Origin of the sequence: Vreelandella rituensis (assembly GCF_003336665.1) — a bacterium.
Classification (GTDB): domain Bacteria; phylum Pseudomonadota; class Gammaproteobacteria; order Pseudomonadales; family Halomonadaceae; genus Vreelandella; species Vreelandella rituensis.
On the sequence record NZ_QPIJ01000014.1, the window covers coordinates 52,196 to 69,555 of the forward strand.

Annotated in this window: 15 protein-coding genes and 1 pseudogene; 7 read left to right on the forward strand and 9 right to left on the reverse strand. The window is 60.9% G+C overall.

The features are described 5' to 3' along the window. Positions 1-67: 67 nt before the first annotated feature. Entirely contained in the window at positions 68-328 is a 261-nt protein-coding gene (locus DU506_RS08195; protein ID WP_220254322.1) for an Hsp20/alpha crystallin family protein, read from the reverse strand. 154 nt (positions 329-482) lie between these two features. Here DU506_RS08195 and DU506_RS08200 point away from each other — a divergent pair, with 154 nt between their 5' ends. The 5 genes from DU506_RS08200 (at position 483) to DU506_RS08220 (ending at position 8,329) form a co-directional block, all read left to right on the forward strand. Further along, positions 483-1,022: a GNAT family N-acetyltransferase gene (locus DU506_RS08200; RefSeq protein WP_114486456.1), complete on the forward strand. Its 540-nt coding sequence runs from the start codon at positions 483-485 to the stop codon at positions 1,020-1,022. 451 nt (positions 1,023-1,473) lie between these two features. Then, positions 1,474-2,250, forward strand: coding sequence for a sulfate reduction electron transfer complex DsrMKJOP subunit DsrO (gene dsrO, locus DU506_RS08205; protein ID WP_114486457.1), 777 nt, complete (start codon positions 1,474-1,476; stop codon positions 2,248-2,250). Continuing rightward, entirely contained in the window at positions 2,234-3,427 is a 1,194-nt protein-coding gene (nrfD, locus tag DU506_RS08210) for an NrfD/PsrC family molybdoenzyme membrane anchor subunit (protein WP_114486458.1), read from the forward strand. Before dsrO ends, nrfD begins: the two co-directional genes overlap by 17 nt. Continuing rightward, positions 3,420-6,506 carry a molybdopterin dinucleotide binding domain-containing protein gene (locus tag DU506_RS08215; protein WP_114486459.1) on the forward strand — a complete coding sequence of 1,029 codons (3,087 nt, stop codon included), beginning with the start codon at positions 3,420-3,422 and terminating at the stop codon, positions 6,504-6,506. The genes nrfD and DU506_RS08215 overlap by 8 nt, the downstream gene beginning before the upstream one ends. Positions 6,507-7,060: 554 nt before the next feature. Further along, positions 7,061-8,329, forward strand: a complete 1,269-nt coding sequence (locus DU506_RS08220; RefSeq protein WP_220254323.1) for a sensor domain-containing diguanylate cyclase — start codon at positions 7,061-7,063, stop codon at positions 8,327-8,329. 127 nt (positions 8,330-8,456) lie between these two features. Here the strand turns inward: DU506_RS08220 and DU506_RS08225 are convergent, their stop codons facing one another. The 3 genes from DU506_RS08225 to DU506_RS08235 form a co-directional block, all read right to left on the reverse strand. Next, positions 8,457-10,190, reverse strand: a complete 1,734-nt coding sequence (locus DU506_RS08225) for an isocitrate/isopropylmalate family dehydrogenase (protein ID WP_114486460.1) — start codon at positions 10,188-10,190, stop codon at positions 8,457-8,459. A 127-nt stretch (positions 10,191-10,317) separates the two neighbouring features. Next, the gene (locus DU506_RS08230; RefSeq protein ID WP_114486461.1) at positions 10,318-11,568 is read right to left on the reverse strand and encodes a threonine ammonia-lyase; all 1,251 of its coding nucleotides are present in this window, start codon (positions 11,566-11,568) and stop codon (positions 10,318-10,320) included. 45 nt (positions 11,569-11,613) lie between these two features. Then, positions 11,614-12,189, reverse strand: a complete 576-nt coding sequence (locus DU506_RS08235) for a gamma-glutamylcyclotransferase (protein ID WP_114486462.1) — start codon at positions 12,187-12,189, stop codon at positions 11,614-11,616. 145 nt (positions 12,190-12,334) lie between these two features. Between DU506_RS08235 and DU506_RS08240 the strand changes: the two genes are divergently transcribed. Together DU506_RS08240 and DU506_RS08245 are read left to right on the forward strand one after the other, a co-directional pair. Then, positions 12,335-12,901 (forward strand): NnrU family protein, encoded by a 567-nt coding sequence (locus DU506_RS08240; protein ID WP_114486463.1) that lies wholly within the window; start codon positions 12,335-12,337, stop codon positions 12,899-12,901. Between the two features lie 169 nt (positions 12,902-13,070). Further along, positions 13,071-13,925 carry a sensor domain-containing diguanylate cyclase gene (locus tag DU506_RS08245; RefSeq protein WP_114486464.1) on the forward strand — a complete coding sequence of 285 codons (855 nt, stop codon included), beginning with the start codon at positions 13,071-13,073 and terminating at the stop codon, positions 13,923-13,925. Between the two features lie 181 nt (positions 13,926-14,106). On the opposite strand, the gene DU506_RS08250 is transcribed toward DU506_RS08245, so the two are convergent. From DU506_RS08250 to DU506_RS08265, 5 genes and pseudogenes are all read right to left on the reverse strand, one after another. Continuing rightward, entirely contained in the window at positions 14,107-14,460 is a 354-nt protein-coding gene (locus tag DU506_RS08250) for a RidA family protein (RefSeq protein ID WP_114486465.1), read from the reverse strand. 29 nt (positions 14,461-14,489) lie between these two features. Beyond that, positions 14,490-14,903, reverse strand: coding sequence for a (2Fe-2S)-binding protein (locus DU506_RS22770; protein WP_415843581.1), 414 nt, complete (start codon positions 14,901-14,903; stop codon positions 14,490-14,492). 72 nt (positions 14,904-14,975) lie between these two features. Beyond that, a pseudogene (locus DU506_RS08255) lies at positions 14,976-15,893 on the reverse strand (NAD(P)/FAD-dependent oxidoreductase); the annotation flags it as partial. Then, the gene (locus tag DU506_RS08260) at positions 15,890-16,222 is read right to left on the reverse strand and encodes a (2Fe-2S)-binding protein (RefSeq protein ID WP_114486467.1); all 333 of its coding nucleotides are present in this window, start codon (positions 16,220-16,222) and stop codon (positions 15,890-15,892) included. The gene DU506_RS08260 and the pseudogene DU506_RS08255, both read right to left, overlap by 4 nt. Beyond that, positions 16,200-17,327 (reverse strand): NAD(P)/FAD-dependent oxidoreductase, encoded by a 1,128-nt coding sequence (locus DU506_RS08265; RefSeq protein ID WP_114486468.1) that lies wholly within the window; start codon positions 17,325-17,327, stop codon positions 16,200-16,202. The genes DU506_RS08260 and DU506_RS08265 overlap by 23 nt, the downstream gene beginning before the upstream one ends. Positions 17,328-17,360 lie beyond the last annotated feature (33 nt).

A 17,360-nucleotide genomic window follows, 5' to 3' on the forward strand; every position in this document is an offset into this window, starting at 1 on the left:
ATTCAAAGCATCGAGTCGCAGAATGCGGCGGGATTTTGTTCAAAAGTGGGCAACTATCATGACACCCTCAAGCATTGACGAGAGAACCGCCGACGCCGTTCTGCACCGTGACTTTCACGTCATCCTTGGACATGCCCGGTAGTCCCACCTCGATATTGAGGGTCTCCGGGGTTTCCTTGATATCCACGGCCGGGGCCCAGTCGCTGCTGCTGAACAGGTCTTTACCTTCCCGTTCATCGTTGCTGCGAGTCAGGCCAAGTAGCCGGTTGCAGCAGTTCATCAGGTAATCAAACTCACTGACCGGGTTCCAGCGGGTAATGTTAGCCATACAAAACTCCTCCTAAGAATCTAGAATCCATCGGTAATGCCAGTTTCGCTCGCGGGACAGGCTCCATGCCGGTGGAACCAGAACCGATGGCAGGTCAGCGTAGCACCCAGCACAATCGGGGCAGTCTGTGCCGCTCCGCCAAGGAGAACCATCAATGGAATTTTCGAAAGCTTTCAAAGGACGGGAACAGGACATCATCGAACTTTTCACCGCCACCTTCACCGCCTCCGAAGGCGCGGAAGAGGGCGCATTGATCGGCGACCTGGTGCGCCATCAGATGGCCAGCACGGCGGAGCCGGATCTCTATGTCTTTATCGCCGAGGCGGATGGGATGATCGTCGGCGGGGCGGTCTTTTCCCAGCTGGCCTACGATCAGGATGACCGAACTGTGTTCGTCCTCGCTCCCGTGGCAGTCTCGACCGAGCTGCAGGGAAAGGGCATCGGGCAGAAGCTCCTGATGCACGCCCTGCAGACGCTGCGTGATGCTGGCGTAGACATCGTTTTGACCTATGGCGACCCGAGCTACTATTCGCGTATCGGCTTCGCGCCGATCACTGAGGCGCTTGCTCCGGCGCCCTTCAAGCTGCAGCATCCTGAAGGCTGGTTGGGGCAGTCGTTGACGGATGACGAAATTACGCCGTTGGAAGGCAAGTCGCGGTGTGTCGAGGCACTCAACGATCCCGTCTTCTGGTAGGGGAAGATCACCATGGCGCGACTACTCCATATTTTTCTGGTCGCCACACGCACCCGCCCGGCCAAACGCGAGCTATCGGCGCCATTGGACCTTGGACTTTCAGACGCCGAGGGAGATCAAACTTGCAGCTGCGACTTGAAACTGTGTCCTCTCTGACTTGACCACGACAGTAACTGGTGGGGGGAAGGGACGAACAATCATCAGGCTCCCGAGAGAGAGCATGGCAGGTGGACAGAAACTTGCTCCATGTTGGTAAAACATTTTTGAACGCAGGGTCGTCTAAAAATACTTTTTAATCAAATGTTTATAGGTGGATTAAGTGAGTATTAAAAGCCTGCTAACGTTTAATTGATGTATGTCAAGTTACACGGGTCTGGGCAGGGTAGCCTACCGGCATCGAACGCTCTCGCACTACTGCGGAGCACTTTCTTCATCGGCCACCGGAGGCGCTATGGATCCCATTCGCCGCTCACTTCTCGGCCAGCTGGCCCGCCTGAGTGCGGGGGCTGCCTTGGTACCGCTATCGAGCGTTGCCAACGCGGGCATTAATCAGCAGCCACCCCGCCGTGAAGGCGACCCCACCAAGCGCTACGGTATGCTTATCGATCTGCGCCAGTGCATTGGCTGCCAGGCCTGCACCGTGTCGTGCCACATCGAGAACGCCGCACCGCTGGGCAGTTTCCGCACCACCGTCGCCCAGTATGAGGTGGAGCACCAGGAGACCGGCGAGGTTGCCACCTTCATGTTGCCCAGGCTCTGCAACCACTGCGAGAACCCGCCCTGCGTGCCGGTCTGCCCGGTGGAGGCCACCTTCCAGCGCCAGGACGGCATCGTGGTGGTGGACAGCGACCGCTGCGTGGGCTGTGCCTACTGTGTCAACGCCTGTCCCTACGACGCTCGCTTCATCAACGAGCGCACCCAGACCGCCGACAAGTGCACCTTCTGCGCTCACCGCCTGGAAGCCGGCCTGCTGCCGGCCTGCGTGGAGAGCTGCGTGGGCGGCGCTCGGATTATTGGCGACATGCGCGACCCCGCCAGCCAGATCAGCCGCATGATCAGTGAGCATGGCGACGAGCTGATGGTGCTGCAGCCTGAAAAGCACACAATGCCCCAGGTTTTCTACCTCGGTATGGACGAGCGTTTTGTCACCCGTCCCCATGCTGAGCCGGTAGCTCTGGAAGTCCTCGATCCCCACGGCAAGGAGATGGGCTATGAATTCCACCATTGAACTGCTCGCTCCGCGCTATGACATCGCCTGGTATCCTTGGGCGGTGCAGTATTTCTTTATGATCGCACTTTCCTACGCCACCTTGTGGCTGGCAGCACCGGCGCTGGTATTCGGCAAGCAGAAGTGGCTGCCCACCGCACGCCTGGCGCTGCTGGCCTGCCTGGCCACCACCTTGTTAGCTCCGGTGGCTCTGCTCGCCGATCTGCACCAGCCGCTGCGCTTCTGGCACTTCTACGCCTATGCCAACACTCACTCCTGGATGTCTGTAGGCAGCCTGATCTTGCCGCTCTACGTGGTGGGCGTGATCGTTCTAACGTGGCTGGCCTGGCGCCCGGCGCTGCAGGCCAATCGACAGGCGCCTGGCATTGCCGGCTTCATTTCCCGCTGGCTGTCGTTGGGTGACTCTCCCACGCCACCTGTCCTGCTGGTACTCGTTGGTCTTAGCACCCTGGTCTTCTCCACCGGCATCATGCTCTATACCGGTGCCGAGGTGGCCATCGTCAAGGCCCGCCCGCTGTGGAATACCGTCTGGCTGCCACCGATGTTCGTGGCTACCGGCTTTATCGCCGCCGCTGGGCTGATTCTATTACTCAATCGTGTAATGGGTGAGCGCTGCACCGTGGTCAGTGGCCAGATGCTCAAGGTGATGCTGGGCGCCTGCCTGGTGGCGGGCCTGGTCGCCGGCAGCTGGTTCCTCGACGGTATCAACGCCGACGTCGGCTCCGTAGCTGCGGCCATGGAGTCCGTGCGCGGCAGCGCCGAGTGGCGCAGTACTGCCCTGTGGGGCGGCTTGACCGGTGTGGCTTTGTTCGGCGCCGTGCTCTACCTACTCACTCGTCCTGCACCGCGCCGCCCAGCACTCTACGCCTGGGCCTGGCTACTGGGCCTGGTGGCCCTGCATGTTGGCTGGATGTTCCGTTGGGTAGTACTGATGGATGTGCAGACCGTGGCCCGCCACAGCGCAGGCTTCCACCATTACGGCATCCCCGCCGGTTCCTCCGGCATCTTGGGCATTGTCGGCACCTTCGGCCTGTGGCTCGCCGTTATCCTGCTGATCGACCTCTTTGTGCCTTGGCGCCAGGCCCGCCAGGGCGGCAGTGCTACCGATGTCTCCCCTGGACATGCCGTCACTCAGAACGCTGCAAATACTACTGAAGGAGTGTCCAGCCATGGATAAGTCACGTCGCCGCTTCATGAAAGGCGCTGTCGCCGCTGGCGGTGTCGCTACCTTCGCCGCCGGCTATTCTGACCCGTTGCTCAAGATGGGCAAGGGCGTCACCGGCAGCGCGGGAGAGAAGCCCAACCACCGCATCCACGACAACTCCTTAGTGCCGGAATACACCGTCGACCCGCAGAGTGGCGAGCTGACTCTCAATCCGGATCAGCGTGTGGCCTTCACCGTCTGCTACGGCTGTACCACCAAGTGCGGCGTACGGGTGCGCGTGGACAAGGCCACAGATCAGGTGCTGCGCGTCTCCGGCAATCCCTACAACCCGCTATCCTCCGACGAGCATCTGCCGATGCGCACCCCGGTGGTTGATGCCCTGCGCGGGCTAAGCGCCTACGGCGACCAAGGTCAGCAGAACCGTTCCACCGCCTGCGCACGCGGCAACGCCATGATGGCGCAGATCGACAGCCCTTTCCGTGTGACCCACTGCCTCAAGCGGGTGGGCGGTCGCGGCGGCCGCGAGTGGCAGAAGATCTCCTTTGAGCAGCTAATCGAGGAGGTCTGCGAGGGCGGCGACCTGTTCGGCGAGGGTGAAGTGGATGGGCTACGCGCCATCCACGACCATGACACCCTGATTGACCCAGAGAACCCGGAGTACGGCCCCAGGGCCAACCAGTTGATGGTGATGGAGGCCACCGACTATGGCCGCTCCGCGCTGCTCAAGCGGTTCACCATGAACGCCTTCGCTACACGTAACTATGGTCATCACGGCTCCTACTGCGGTCTGGCCTATCGCATGGGCTCCGGTGCAGTGATGGATGACCTGGCCAAGAATGCCCATACCAAGCCGGACATCCAGAATGCCCGCTTCATCCTCTATGTGGGTACCGCTCCCAGCCAGGCCGGCAACCCCTTCAAGCGCCAGGGCCGCCTGATTGCCCAGGCGCGTGCCGCCGGTACCCTGGATTACGTGGTGGTCGATCCGGGCCTCAACGCCTCGGTTTCCCACGCCGCCGATCACAACCGCTGGGTACCGATCCTCCCGGGTACCGACAGCGCCCTGGCCATGGGCATGATCCAGTGGCTGCTCAACAATGAGGGCTATGCCAAGGGGTTCCTCGAACTGCCCGGTCAGCCCGCCGCTGATGCCGCCAATGAAGCGACCCACACCAACGCCACCCACCTGGTGATCGACACCGAGGGCCACCCGCGCCGTGGCCGCTTCCTGCGCGCCAGCGACCTGAACCAGGCCGAGGCCGGCAGCGAGGCTGACGTGCCCATGGTAGTGGCCGATGGCGAGCTGGTGGCAAGCGACTCGGTGATGGCCGCCGAGCTGTTCGTCAACCGAGAAGTGGCGCTGGCCGACGGCGAGACATTACGCGTTAGGAGCAGCATGACTCTGCTGCGCGATGCAGCGAACGAGCAAGACCTGGCCACTTACGCCGAGCACTGCGGTATCCCTGAGGACACCATCGTCGACCTGGCTCGGCGTTTCGCCAGTCACGGCCGCCGAGCGGTGACCAACTCTCACGGCGGCATGATGTCCGGCCACGGCTTCTACGCCGCCTTCGGGATGCAGATGCTCAATGTGCTGGCCGGCAACCATAACCGCAAGGGCGGCAGCGCCGTGGGCGGCGGCCAGTTCAATGGCGTGGGAGAAGGTCCCCGCTACGACCTGGCCAACTTTCCCGGCAAGCGCGGGCCCCAGGGCGTGTTCCTCTCCCGTTCACGCTTTCCCTACGAGAAATCCTCCGAGTACCAGCGCAAGGTGGCCGCCGGCAAAAACCCCTATCCGGCTCGCGCGCCCTGGCGCTCCCTCGCACCGCCCACCCTTACCGAGCACCTGCCTTCGGCGCTGGATGGTTACCCCTACCCGATCAAGGCGGTGATCGGCTGCATGGCCAATCCCATCTACGGCCAGGCCGGCCTTGAGGCGCTGATCGCCGACAAGCTCAAGGACCCGAAGCGCCTGGGGCTTTTCGTGGCCATCGACGGCTTCCTCAACGAGACCAACCGCTACGCCGACTACATCGTGCCGGACTCGGTGATGTACGAAGTGTGGGGGTTTACCAGTGCCTGGAAGGGCAATCTGGGCAAGATGACCACCGCCTGCTGGCCAGTGGTGGAGCCGCGCCAGCAGAAAAGCGAAGAAGGCGAGCCGGTCTCCATGGACAGCTTCTTCATCGCCGTGGCCAAGCGGCTGGGCCTGGCCGGCTTCGGCGACGAGGCGATCCCCGACGCTGAGGGCAACCTGCATCCGCTTCACCTTGCCGAAGACTTCTACCTGCGGGCCGCTGCCAACGTGGCTATGCAGGGTGAGCCGCTGCCCGCCGCCGACGAGAGCGACATTGTCCACGCAGGCCTAGCCCCGCTGATGCCGCGCATCGAGCGTACCCTGAAGCCCGAAGAGCACGGTCCGGTGGCCTACCTCTATGCTCGCGGCGGCCGCTTCGAGGACTTCAAAGACCACTTCAAGGGCGAAAACCTCACCAGTGCCTGGAAGCGCACCCTGTGCGTCTACAACGAGCAGGTAGGCACCAGCATCGACACCCGCAACGGCGAGCTCAACCGAGGCGTACCCTTCTACAGTATGCCGAAGCTGGCCGACGGCAGCGCCATGCGCGAGGTATTCACCGAGGAGGAGTGGCCGCTGCTGGCGTTCTCGTTCAAATCGAACCTGATGAATTCCTATGCTATCGGTCTCGAGCGACTGCGCATGATCAAGCCCTACAACCCGGTGATGATGCACCGCCAGGACGCCGAGCGCTTCGGTATATCCCATGGCGACACCATCCGCATCGAGAGTCCCGGCGGCAGCGTGGTTGCCCTGGCGCTGGTGGGTGAGGGCGTGATGCCGGGTGCTCTGGGCATCGAGCACGGCTACGGCCACCGTGATCTGGGGGCCACCCCCCACGTGATCGACGGCGAGTCCCAACCCGACCTCGAGTGGCTACGCGCCGGCATCAATATCAATAACCTGGGCTTTAAGGATCCCACCCGTAGCGTGGCCGGCACCTGGCTGGAACCCATCAGTGGTGCTGCTGTACGTCAGGGATTGCCGATTCGAGTTACTCATATCGATGTCTGATTTCGTCGGTTAGCACAACTCATTACCTACTAGCGCCCCTGCCAGAATCGGCAGGGGCACGTTAGCAAAAATCCGCATAAACCCGTTCTCACTGCGTAGCTGAACACCCTGAGGATGGTCCTACTCATTGGCTTGCACGGCGGGCTGACAACCAAGTGGCACCTGTTATGCGATGTCAGGTCGCTACTGCGTCCGTCACGGCATGTGTCCGATCATAGCCCGTCGCAGAATACATCGCCGTCCAAAGCCTGGCCTGCATCGAGCGTTGCATGCGGGCCGACTTTGCAGCCAGAGTATTTTTCAGACAGAGTGTAAGATAGGGACCCACAACCAAGTCTCCGTAACAGCGCGTCAGTACTGGTGATAGGCTGCTGGCGAAGCTTCTGGATCACACGCTGAGGATCTCTCGTGAATCTCCTTCAATCCTGATACTCCCCACCGTGCGGACTGATGCACTTCGGGAGAGGATTTCTGATCGTCCCGAGAGCCTTTCTGCTTCATCAGAGAGATACGGGGAGCAGTAAGTCACACTATCATGCAAAAAGAGTTGCTCAATGATGCTTCAAGAAAATGCCGAGAAAACTCAGCTGATTGCCCTGGCCTCTGAGCAGGCGTATAACGCCGTGCTGATTACGGATGCTGATTTTAATAATGGCGGACCTTTTATTGAATACTGTAATCCAGCATTTTGCCAAATGACGGGTTACAAGCGCGAAGAGCTCTTGGGTCGCTCGCCACGGATATTGCAAGGTCCCCAGACAAACCTTGATGTCATCGCCTCGCTGCGCCAAGCGCTGGAGAAACGTACGTTTTGGGAAGGCAGTGCCATTAACTATCGTAAGGACAGTGAAACCTACGTGGTGAGCTGGAATGTATCGCCTGTCTTCAGCGAAAATGGCAAACTTTCGCATTTTGTTTCCGTGCAGCAGAACATCACTTCCCGCATCAAAGCTGAAAGAGAGCGGGATATGCTGGTAAAAGCACTTAATCAAGCCAGTGACCCTGTGCTCGTCACGGATGAAAAAGAGTGCATCGTGTTCGTCAATGCCGCCTTCGAAAAGCTAACCGGTTATTCTGCCGAGGAATCGCTCGGACAAACACCCGCCTTTCTGAATTCTGGCGAACAAAGCGCGGCATTCTATCGCAAGATGTGGCAAACCTTGGAAAAAAACCAGCCATTCCAGGCGCGTTTTGTTAACCGACGCAAAGATGGCAGCTGCTACTACGTTGAGCAGAGCATTGCCCCCGTGCAGGATGAAAAAGGCCGCTATACCCACTTTATTAGTACATCTTGGCAAGTGGATGAAATTGTTGAACGCGAAAAAGCCCTCATTGCCATGGCGGAAGAGGATAAATTGACGGGACTTTTAACCCGCCGAGCCGGTGATGAAGAATTAGCGAAGGCTTATTATCTTTACCGCGAAGAGAAGCGTCCACTTAGCGTTATCATCTGCGATATCGATTGTTTCAAGGCCGTCAACGACACCTACGGCCACTTGGCTGGTGACCGTGTCATTCAGCAAGTTACCAAAACACTGCAAGAGCAGGTACGTCCAAGCGACCCGGTTATCCGCTGGGGCGGTGAAGAGTTTCTAGTGGTTATCCATGCGCCCATGCCCACCGCAATGGAGCTTGCTGAGCGTCTGCGCCGCGCTGTTTCTATGCTGAAAGATAAGGAAGTGGGCCGCGTAACGATTTCTCTGGGCATTGCCGAAGTGCTGCCTGAAGAGTCTATTGACCAATTGCTTGGCCGTGCCGACGGTGCTCTCTACCGCGCCAAACGTAATGGTCGCAACGTTGCTATGCCTGCTTCTGGGCAGTAATGGTTTTAGGGCGTAGATACTTGAGCCAGACGCTTTCGCCTAGTGAGCTTTAGGCCCTGATCGTCGAGGGCCATGATGAGGCCTGCGCCAAGACAGGCCCCGGTGGGTTCGGCAACGCGTGAGACGGTTACAGTCGGCTGGCCACGGCGTCGAGGAAGCCGTTCATGTCGACCAGGGTCTCGCCTTCCGGGTCGTTGGTCTTGCCCTTGAGGTCGCCGGTGATGATGCCAGCGTCCACGGTATCGATCAGCGCCGCCTTGAGACGATGGGCGTAGTCGATCAGGGCATTGTTTTCCTGGCGCTCGCCCAGGGTCTCCAGGGCGTTGGCCACGGCGAACAGCAGGGCCGAGGAGTTGAAGTGCGCCTGCTTGCCATCGGTCTCAAGGTAGGTGAGGTAGAGATCGTGGGCGGTGCCGTGGGGCGCCTCGAACAGCATGGTGCCGTCCTTGCTCTCGATGATCGAGCTGGCGGTGGCCAGGCTACCGCCCAAGGCCGCGGAGATATCGGAGAAGATGTCACCGTCCAGGTTCTGCGCCGGATAGAGGGCGTTGCGGGGCGGGTCGGTGATCATCTTGGTGAGCTGGCTGGAGGGCCGCATGATCATGAACGACGGCGGCGGGGTGCCGGTCTCGGCGAGCTCACGGCGCACGTCGGTGATCGCCGTGCTGAACACCTCGTCATACTCCATGTACTCGCGCTTGAGGCCGAAGTAGACCTCCTTCTCCTTGCGCGAGGCGTCGCGGAATACCTGAAACACCCAGTCCTTGATCGCCGCCTGGTCGTTGGACATCAGCAAGATGGGGTCGCCTTTCTTGACCCTGCGCGCATGTTTCTCCTCGCCGTCGACGATCACCTTGAGGATGCCGTCTTCCGAGGTGGGGGCGTTGAAGCTCCCGTACTGGTCACCGCCACCGGCGCTCATGCGCGAGATGGAAACCTGGGCCTTGCGGTCGGGAATGCCGTAGCGCTTGAGCTGCTCCACCAGCTTGTAGAGCTTGCGGCCGGTGGTGTTGTCCGGCACGCCCCACAGGGCGCGTTCCGGCGGGTTGGCGACTAGGCGGGCAGCCTGGGCATCAATCAACTCGTAGTGGTAGTTCAGCCCCAGCGCTTCCACCTGCGCACGGTAGTCGCGATCAAAGATGTCCTCGATGGCGGCGCGCATCACGCCGTCGTAGCCGGCGATTACGGTGTCCTTGAGGCCCAGATAGATGTCGCGCTTCTCGTCGATGGCGCGTTGGAAGAAGCGGTGGGCCCAGGCCTTGACGTCTTCCACGTCGTTGGTGGCCAGCAGCCAGGGGTCGCCCTTGTTGACCTCGCGACGATGCAGCTCCACCGGGTCCCCGCTTTCCCCCACGAACATCAGCTTGACCACGCCGGTAGCGCGGGAGAGCTCGTTGAAGCTGTCCTTGATGCCGCCGGTGTCCATGGTGTCCACCTCGATATCGCGTCCGGTCCACTCCGGTCGCGAGACCTTGAGGTTGCGAAACTCGATGTCTTCGCGGGTGATGTTGCCGCCGATGCCCTTGCGGATGGCCCCGTTGGGCGACTTGGTGGCCAGCGGGTGCAGGCGGGTGCCGTCGATTTTGGGGTGCTTGTCGAGCATCTCGCCAAGCTGGGTTCGGTTGACCGTCATGCCGGCATTCTTGATGCCGACGCCATGCTCCTTGAGTGCCTCGATGGCGTCGACGATCACCTGACCGTTGGTGACCATGCGATTCTCGGCCGAGAGGTCGATTTCCACCAGCGGAATATCCAGTCGTGAGGTCACGAAGGTATCGAGGATTTTCTCGAAGGCTACCTGTGCCATCTCGTCGCCGTGGAGGATGACGAGAGGGGCGTTGACGCGGATTTTGTTGCTCATCACGGTTCCCTGTTTGTGGTGATCGATCGGTGATGATCGTAACGATGTTCAGTAGGTATTAGGGTACGCCTGCCGCCGGCATGACGCTACGCGCAGAAAGCAGTAGGGCGCAGAAGGGGGCGCTGGACTAAGCGTGGAGATGGGTCGACCAGCGCTCGTCGGGATGCACCTCGTTGGCCGGCAGCAGCGGGTCGTAGCCCTCCTTGCGCAGCGCTTTGATCACCTCGCGAGTGTGGTCGCTGCCAAGGGTCTCCAGGGTGGCCTCCACCTCGGTGGCGCGCAGGGCGAGGTCGGTGAAGGTGCGCTGGTGGGCGATCTGAATCACATTGGCGCGCTGGTCGGCGAGCAGCCGGGTCAACTCGGCCAAAGCGCCAGGCACGTCGGGAATCGCCACCCGCACCCGCACGATGCGGGCGGTGCGCACCAGCCCGCGCTGGATCACCGAGGCGAGCGCCAGCATGTCGATGTTGCCGCCGCACAGGATCAGGCCCACCTTGCGGCCGCGGTAGCGCTCGGGGTCGGCCAGCACTGCGGCGAGTCCGGCGGCGCCGGCGCCCTCGGCCACGGTCTTCTCTATCTCCAGGAGCAGCAGGATGGCGCGCTCGATCTCGGGTTCGTCGACCAGCACGATGTCGTGTACCCGTTCGCGCACGATGGGCAGGGTGAGCCTGCCGGGCTGCTTGACCGCGATGCCCTCAGCGAGGGTGGCGTGGCCGCACTGGATCGCTTCACCGGCAAGCGCCTGCTGCATGGCCGGGAAGCGCTTGGTCTGTACGCCAATTACCTCGATGCCCGGCTTGAGCTCGGTGGCGGCGATGGCGTTGCCCGCAATCAGTCCGCCGCCGCCGATGGGGATCACCAGGGCGTCGAGGTCGGGCACCTCCTCGAGCATTTCCAACGCGACGGTGCCTTGCCCAGCGATGATGCGCTCGTCGTCGTAGGGGTGCACGAATACCAGGTGGTGCTCGGCGGCGAGACGCCAGGCCACTTCGCCGGCCTCGGCGACGTCCTCGCCCTCCAGGTGCACCTCGGCGCCGAGTTCGCGGGTGTTGCGCACCTTGAGGTTGGGGGTATGGCGGGGCATGACGATGGTGGCGCGGATGCCAAGCCGGGCCGCATGGTAGGCCACCGCCTGGGCATGGTTGCCGGCGGACATGGCAATCACCCCGCGGGCACGCTCTTCTTCGCTGAGGCTCAGCAGGTGGTTCAGCGCGCCACGCTCCTTGAAAGCGGCGGTAAACTGGTGGTTCTCGAACTTGATGTAGAGTTCGCAGCCGGTGATGCGCGACAGGGTGTGGGAGTGCAGGCAGGGGGTGCGCTCGACGCTCCCGGAGATGCGGGCGGCGGCGGCACGGATATCATCGAGTGTTACGCTCATGGAGGATCGCTCCTTGCGATGGGTTGTTATTCTCGGTGGCGGTTCTCAGGGGCAGACGTCAGCCGGGTAGGCCAGGCGCCGTGCCAGGGCGAACACGTGGGGGTCATCCACTTCGAGTTGGCGAAGTGAGGCTGCCAGGTTGAGCAGGTAGTCGCGGTTGGGGCCGCTGGGTCCGTGGGCTAGGGCGATCTGCTCGGCGATGGCATCCAGCGGGGCATCGCCGAGAAAGGCGGCATTGTCCTCGGTGGCCAGATAGACCAGCCCCTCGGCGCTGCTGTCGTCGGTAAAATGCAGCGCTACTACTTCGCGCAGATAACCGTTCTTCTCGCGCACATCCAAGGGCGCGAGCACCTCCGGGGTGATGCGGTAGGCGATGCCGTGGCAGACCGCCCCAGGTTTACGCACCAGGGTGACCACCCGCCCCGGCGCCTCTGGGGTGCCGCGGTGGTCGTGTGAGCCCTGCCAGAAGCGACGTGACCAGCCATGAATGAAGGCGGGCCGCCGCTCTTGGTAGGGGAAGTCCACCTTCCAGATCAGCGAGCCGTAGCCGAACAGCCAGATTGCGTCGTGGCCGTCGAAGTGGGTCATCTGGCGGTTGAGGGTGGTGGTGTCCAGGGCCATGGTCGTCTGCAGCCAGTGGTGGGTGGAGCTCCCCATGATGCGTTGCGCGGCGGGGAAAGTCTAAGGGCCGCGCGCGACGCGGTCACGCCTGTGCGGTAGGCTGGCGGATTGTCCGCTTTCTACTGCTACTGATGGAGTCTCTGCCATGACCGTAATGATACTCGGCCTGTTGATCTTTCTGGGGGTGCACTCGGTGCGCATCGTCGCCGACGACTGGCGCAGCGCCCAGATCAAGCGCCTGGGCGAGCTGCCTTGGAAGGCCGCCTATTCGGTGGTCTCGATTATCGGCCTGGCGCTGGCGATCTGGGGCTATGGACAGATGCGCCTCGACCCCACCTGGGTGTGGTCTCCACCGGTGGGCCTGCGCCACGCCGTATCGCTGCTGATGATTCCCGCCTTTATTCTTCCGGTGGCGGCCTATGTGCCGGGCAACCATTTCAAGGCGAAGCTGGGTCATCCGATGATCATCGCCGTGAAGATTTGGGCCTTCGCCCACCTGCTGGCCAACGGTCGGCTGGGCGATATCGTCTTCTTCGGCGCCTTCCTGCTGTGGGCGGTGTTCGACTTCCGTTCCGCACGTCGTCGCCCGGCTCCCTCGACGCAGGCTCCGAGCATGGCGCGCACCGCCATCACGGTGGTGGTCGGCCTGGTCGCCTACTATATCTTCGCCTTCCATCTGCATGTCTGGGTCACCGGTGTTCCGGTGATGTGATTTCGGCAGCGGCGCCGCGAAATCCGTCAACCCGTGTCACCTTAAACGCTATGAAGCCAAGCTGACCTTTCTTGAGCTAAGTATAGTTTGGTCTTATTGCTGCTGGTGATAGCGCTAGTATTCGCGGTCGTGCTATAAACGAGAAACGTGAACTGGATTATCCTGACCTATGCCCGTTGACCTGGAATCGCTCTACCCCAAGCTGATTCATCTGATGCTGGACACCGTCTTCGTGGTCGATGGGGACCATCAGATCGTTTTGGTGAGTGATGCCTGTGAGGCACTGCTAGGTTACCGTGCCGACGAGTTGACCGGCACCTCGATCACCGACTATATGCATCCTGACGACCTGGCGATCACCCAGGCCTCCATTCTCCGGGTCATGGACGGTCAGCCCCACCTCGATTTCCGCAACCGCTATATCCACAAGGATGGCGGTATCGTTCATATCCTGTGGTCTGCCCGCTGGTCCGAGGAGGATGAGGTGCGGATCGGGGTTGCGCGGGACGTGACGGCCCTTATGCAGGCCGAGGCGGAGTTACGTTTCCTCGCCCATCATGATCCACTGACAAAGCTGCCGAACCGATCGCTGTTCCATGATCGACTAAACTCAGGGCTGAGTGCTGCCCATCGTCACCAGAATGGCTTGGCGTTGCTTTTTGTGGATCTCAATGATTTCAAGTGTATCAACGATATCCATGGCCATGCGGTGGGTGATGGTGTGCTCTGTACGGTGGCACGACGCCTGGAAGGTTGCGTACGTGAGACAGATACCTTGGCGCGGATGGGCGGTGATGAATTCACTATTCTGTTGACGGATATCCAGTCAGCGGAGGCCGTTTCGCAGAAGGTAGAGCAGATTCGCATGGCCATGGTCGAGCCGTTGGGCGCTGAATTCGGCGGGATCAGAATGCCGTCCTGCAGTATCGGCGTGGCCCGTTATCCCGCTGACGGGGAAGATGCCGATACCCTGCTGAGCCATGCGGATGACGAGATGTACCGCATGAAAAGGCTCTGTCGGTAGCGGGGTGACGAGCTTGCAGGATACCAATCAACACTGACTATCACTGGGCCGGCATTTATGTTTTTCGGCCTCTCAGACGATTTTGGGCAACCGACAATCCGACATACCGTCGCCAGCACGCCGCTAAGTGGTGTCCGCTCTGACTTGGCCAGAGCGGTGATGGTGAGCCGGAGTAAAGAAACTACTTGGCCACAGCAGCGACAACGGAAATTTCCACCAGTAATTCGGGGCTGGCCATCCTGGCCTCGACACAGGCACGCGCAGGCGCGCATCCTTCGGGTACCCAGGTATCCCAGACCCGATTCATCGCCTCGAAAAGAGCCATGTCTTTCAGATACAACGTGGCAGAGAGCAAGTGATTACGGTCGCTGCCGACAGCTTCGAGAAGGGCGTCGACCTTGGCCAGCATGGTTTCGGTCTGGCCGGTGATATCGGCATGGCGATCCTCCGCTACCTGGCCACAGAGGTAGATAGTGTCGTGGTGTACAACGGCCCGGCTCATGCGGATGCCGGTTTCATGGCGTAAAAGTGTCATCTTGGGGTTCCTGGAAAAAGTGGAAAGAATCAGTCTGCGATATCTGCGAGTTCACCGATGGTCAAGGGCTTGATAGGCGGACGGATATGGTAGTAGCCGACAGCATCGATAGATTGATTGCTGCGCTCGGCGAGCACCTGGGAAACCGTCAGCCCGCAAAGGCGTCCCTGGCACGACCCCATGCCAGCCCGGCAGAAAGCTTTTGCCTGGTTGGGTCCCTGGCAACCGGCATCTGCGATGTGGCGCAGCTCACCGGCGGTGATTTCCTCGCAGCGACAAACAATAGTGTCATCCTCGGGAATAAGGAAGGATCGAGCAGGTTGATAGAGGACATCCAAGAAAGGCCGGATGGCTTGATGCGGTCCCAGGCGCCGACGAATGGGTGCCGCTCGCGTATCGCGCTTTCCTTCCTCCAGCTGCCCTAGCTGCTTGGCAATCTGCAATACCGAAAGCCGTCCGGTTTCCTCGGCTGCCTGCGCACCGGCAATGCCGCTTGAATCACCTGCCACGAAGATGCCGGCTCTCGAAGTTTCACCCCAGACATCGACGTCTGGGTGCCAGCACTGTTGTTGCTCGTGCCAGCGGTGCTCAAGCTCTAACGCTCTCGTCAACTGCACGTTGGGTACGACGCCCTGGTGGACCAGAAGAGAGCGACAATAGAGCTCATGATCCACTCCCTTGCGACGATAGCACACCCTGTCTAGGTGATCATCGTTGCCCGACTCGGCTCTCAGGCTTTCTACCCCAGTGATATGTGGAATCCCCGAGCGCTTGAGTGTGCGCAGCAGGCCCACTCCCTTGAGAAGCAACTTGGGATTACGCAGCGCACCGGGGCTATATCGTGCTGCACGAAGGTAGTTGTCGCGTGGAGTGGTATCCAGCACAGCCTCGATAGGCACACCTGCGTGGGATAACTGGCTGGCGATCAACAACAAGAGAGGGCCACTGCCAGCCAGTACCAGCGGTGCTGGTGGCACCAGGGCACTATTCTTGAGTAGCACTTGAGCGGCGCCGCAGGTCATGACACCCGGGAGCGTCCAGCCAGAAAACGGCACCGGCCGCTCTTGGGCGCCGGTCGCAATCAATAGCCTCCGAGCACGGACCTGCCGGCTACGGCCATGATGAGAGACATTTATCGTCAGATCGTCCTCGACATCCCATACCGAGGTGCCAGGCAGATAGTCGGTGTGCGATGCCTGCATGGCCTCGAGCAGCAGCCGGCCCTTGTAGTAGTCGCTGCCCAGTACACCCTCGTCAGCTAACGGTGCTCGCTCGATAGCTCGGTAGATCTGTCCACCGGCCTCTTCTTGCTCATCGATCAGGACGGTGGCTAGTCCAAGTTGTCCCGCTTCTGCGGCGGAGGCCATTCCGGCGGGACCTGCACCGATGATAGCAAGGTCATAACAATACTCGGTCGTGTCGCGGTCACTCATGTTGTTGGCTCCTGCCGGGGCTCATGGATATCGCGGGCACCGACTTGGCGGCGAATCTGCATCCCATCGCGGACCTTCACCATGCAGCCTTGCTGATTGGCCACGCCGTCTATGTCCAGCAGACATTCGAAGCACACGCCCATCAGGCAATAAGGTGCTCGCGGGCTACCGCTTGTCGGCGTCGTGCGGGACGGCACCAGACCAGCCATCAACACGACTGCGGCGGCTGTATCATGACTGTCCACCTTGATTGCCTGACCCTCCACGAAGACAGTCACCGGCTCACTAGCACGCATGGGCAGACGTTCAAAGTGTGAAACGTTCGGCATGGAATACCTCCAGAGAAGGGTCGTGCCGGTCGCTGGCAATCCAGTCAGCCAGCGGACCTTCATGAAAGGCCGCCAAGGTCACGCCACTGTGGCAGGTGACCAGGTACGCACCAGGATAGGTGGTCGATGCTTGATAGATTGGGTAGCCATCCGGTGTCATGACGCGCAATGCGCCCCAGGCGCGAACCAGTTTCACATCGCGCAGCAAGGGGAACAGCCTGATGGCACGATGGGCTATCTTTGCCATGACTTCGGTAGTGGTTCCGCTGTCGAAGCCCACGTCTTCCTTGGAATCACCGATCTGGACGGTACCCTCACCGGTCTGCCGGACATGCCCGGTGGGATAGTCGAGGAAGGGACGAACCCGTTCGCCCACGAGTACTTGTCCACGGTTGGGCGACAACGGTGCAGACAGACCAACCTGTGGGGCCAGCTCACGATTACCCAGACCGGCACACAGCACGACCCGAGCACAGTCCCAGTCACCACCGGCACGTGCACGGATACGAAACCCCTCGGGACGGGGATCAATGGTTTCCACCCGTCCAGTGTTGTCGATGATGCCCCCCTGCGCCTTGAAGCGTTCCGTCATGGCACGCAGTAGCAGCAATGGGTTCACGTGGCCATCTTCCGGACACCAAGTGGCGCCGGCTACCGTATCCCCTACTTCAGGAATCTTCTCCCGGACCTGCTTCAGGTCCAATGTTTCGTAGGGATAGTCTCCGCCTGCCGCTTCGTGCATTTTGCCCAGCATGCGGGCACGGGCGTCGAGTTCCTGTTCTGTCAGGCAGAGATATAAACCACCACGCTGCTGAAGCTGGATATCGACTCCGGTGGAATCCTGAAGAGAAGCAGCGAAGGTGGACCATAGCCGTGCGGATAGCCGAGTGATATCGGCATATTCCGGCAGGGTGTCTCCCTTTCCCTGCACCCATACCAGGCCAAAATTCCCTCTGGAGGCACGCAACGCCACGTCACCCTCGTCGAGCACAGCGACATGAAACCCGTTGCGTTGCAGCCCTAGTGCGATTGCCATGCCAACCAGGCCGCCGCCTATCAGGCAGACATCGGCGATACGTGCTCCTGGCGTCGCTGTTTCCGTCATGGTGAATCCTCGCCTCGTTCCGGGAAATTCGAT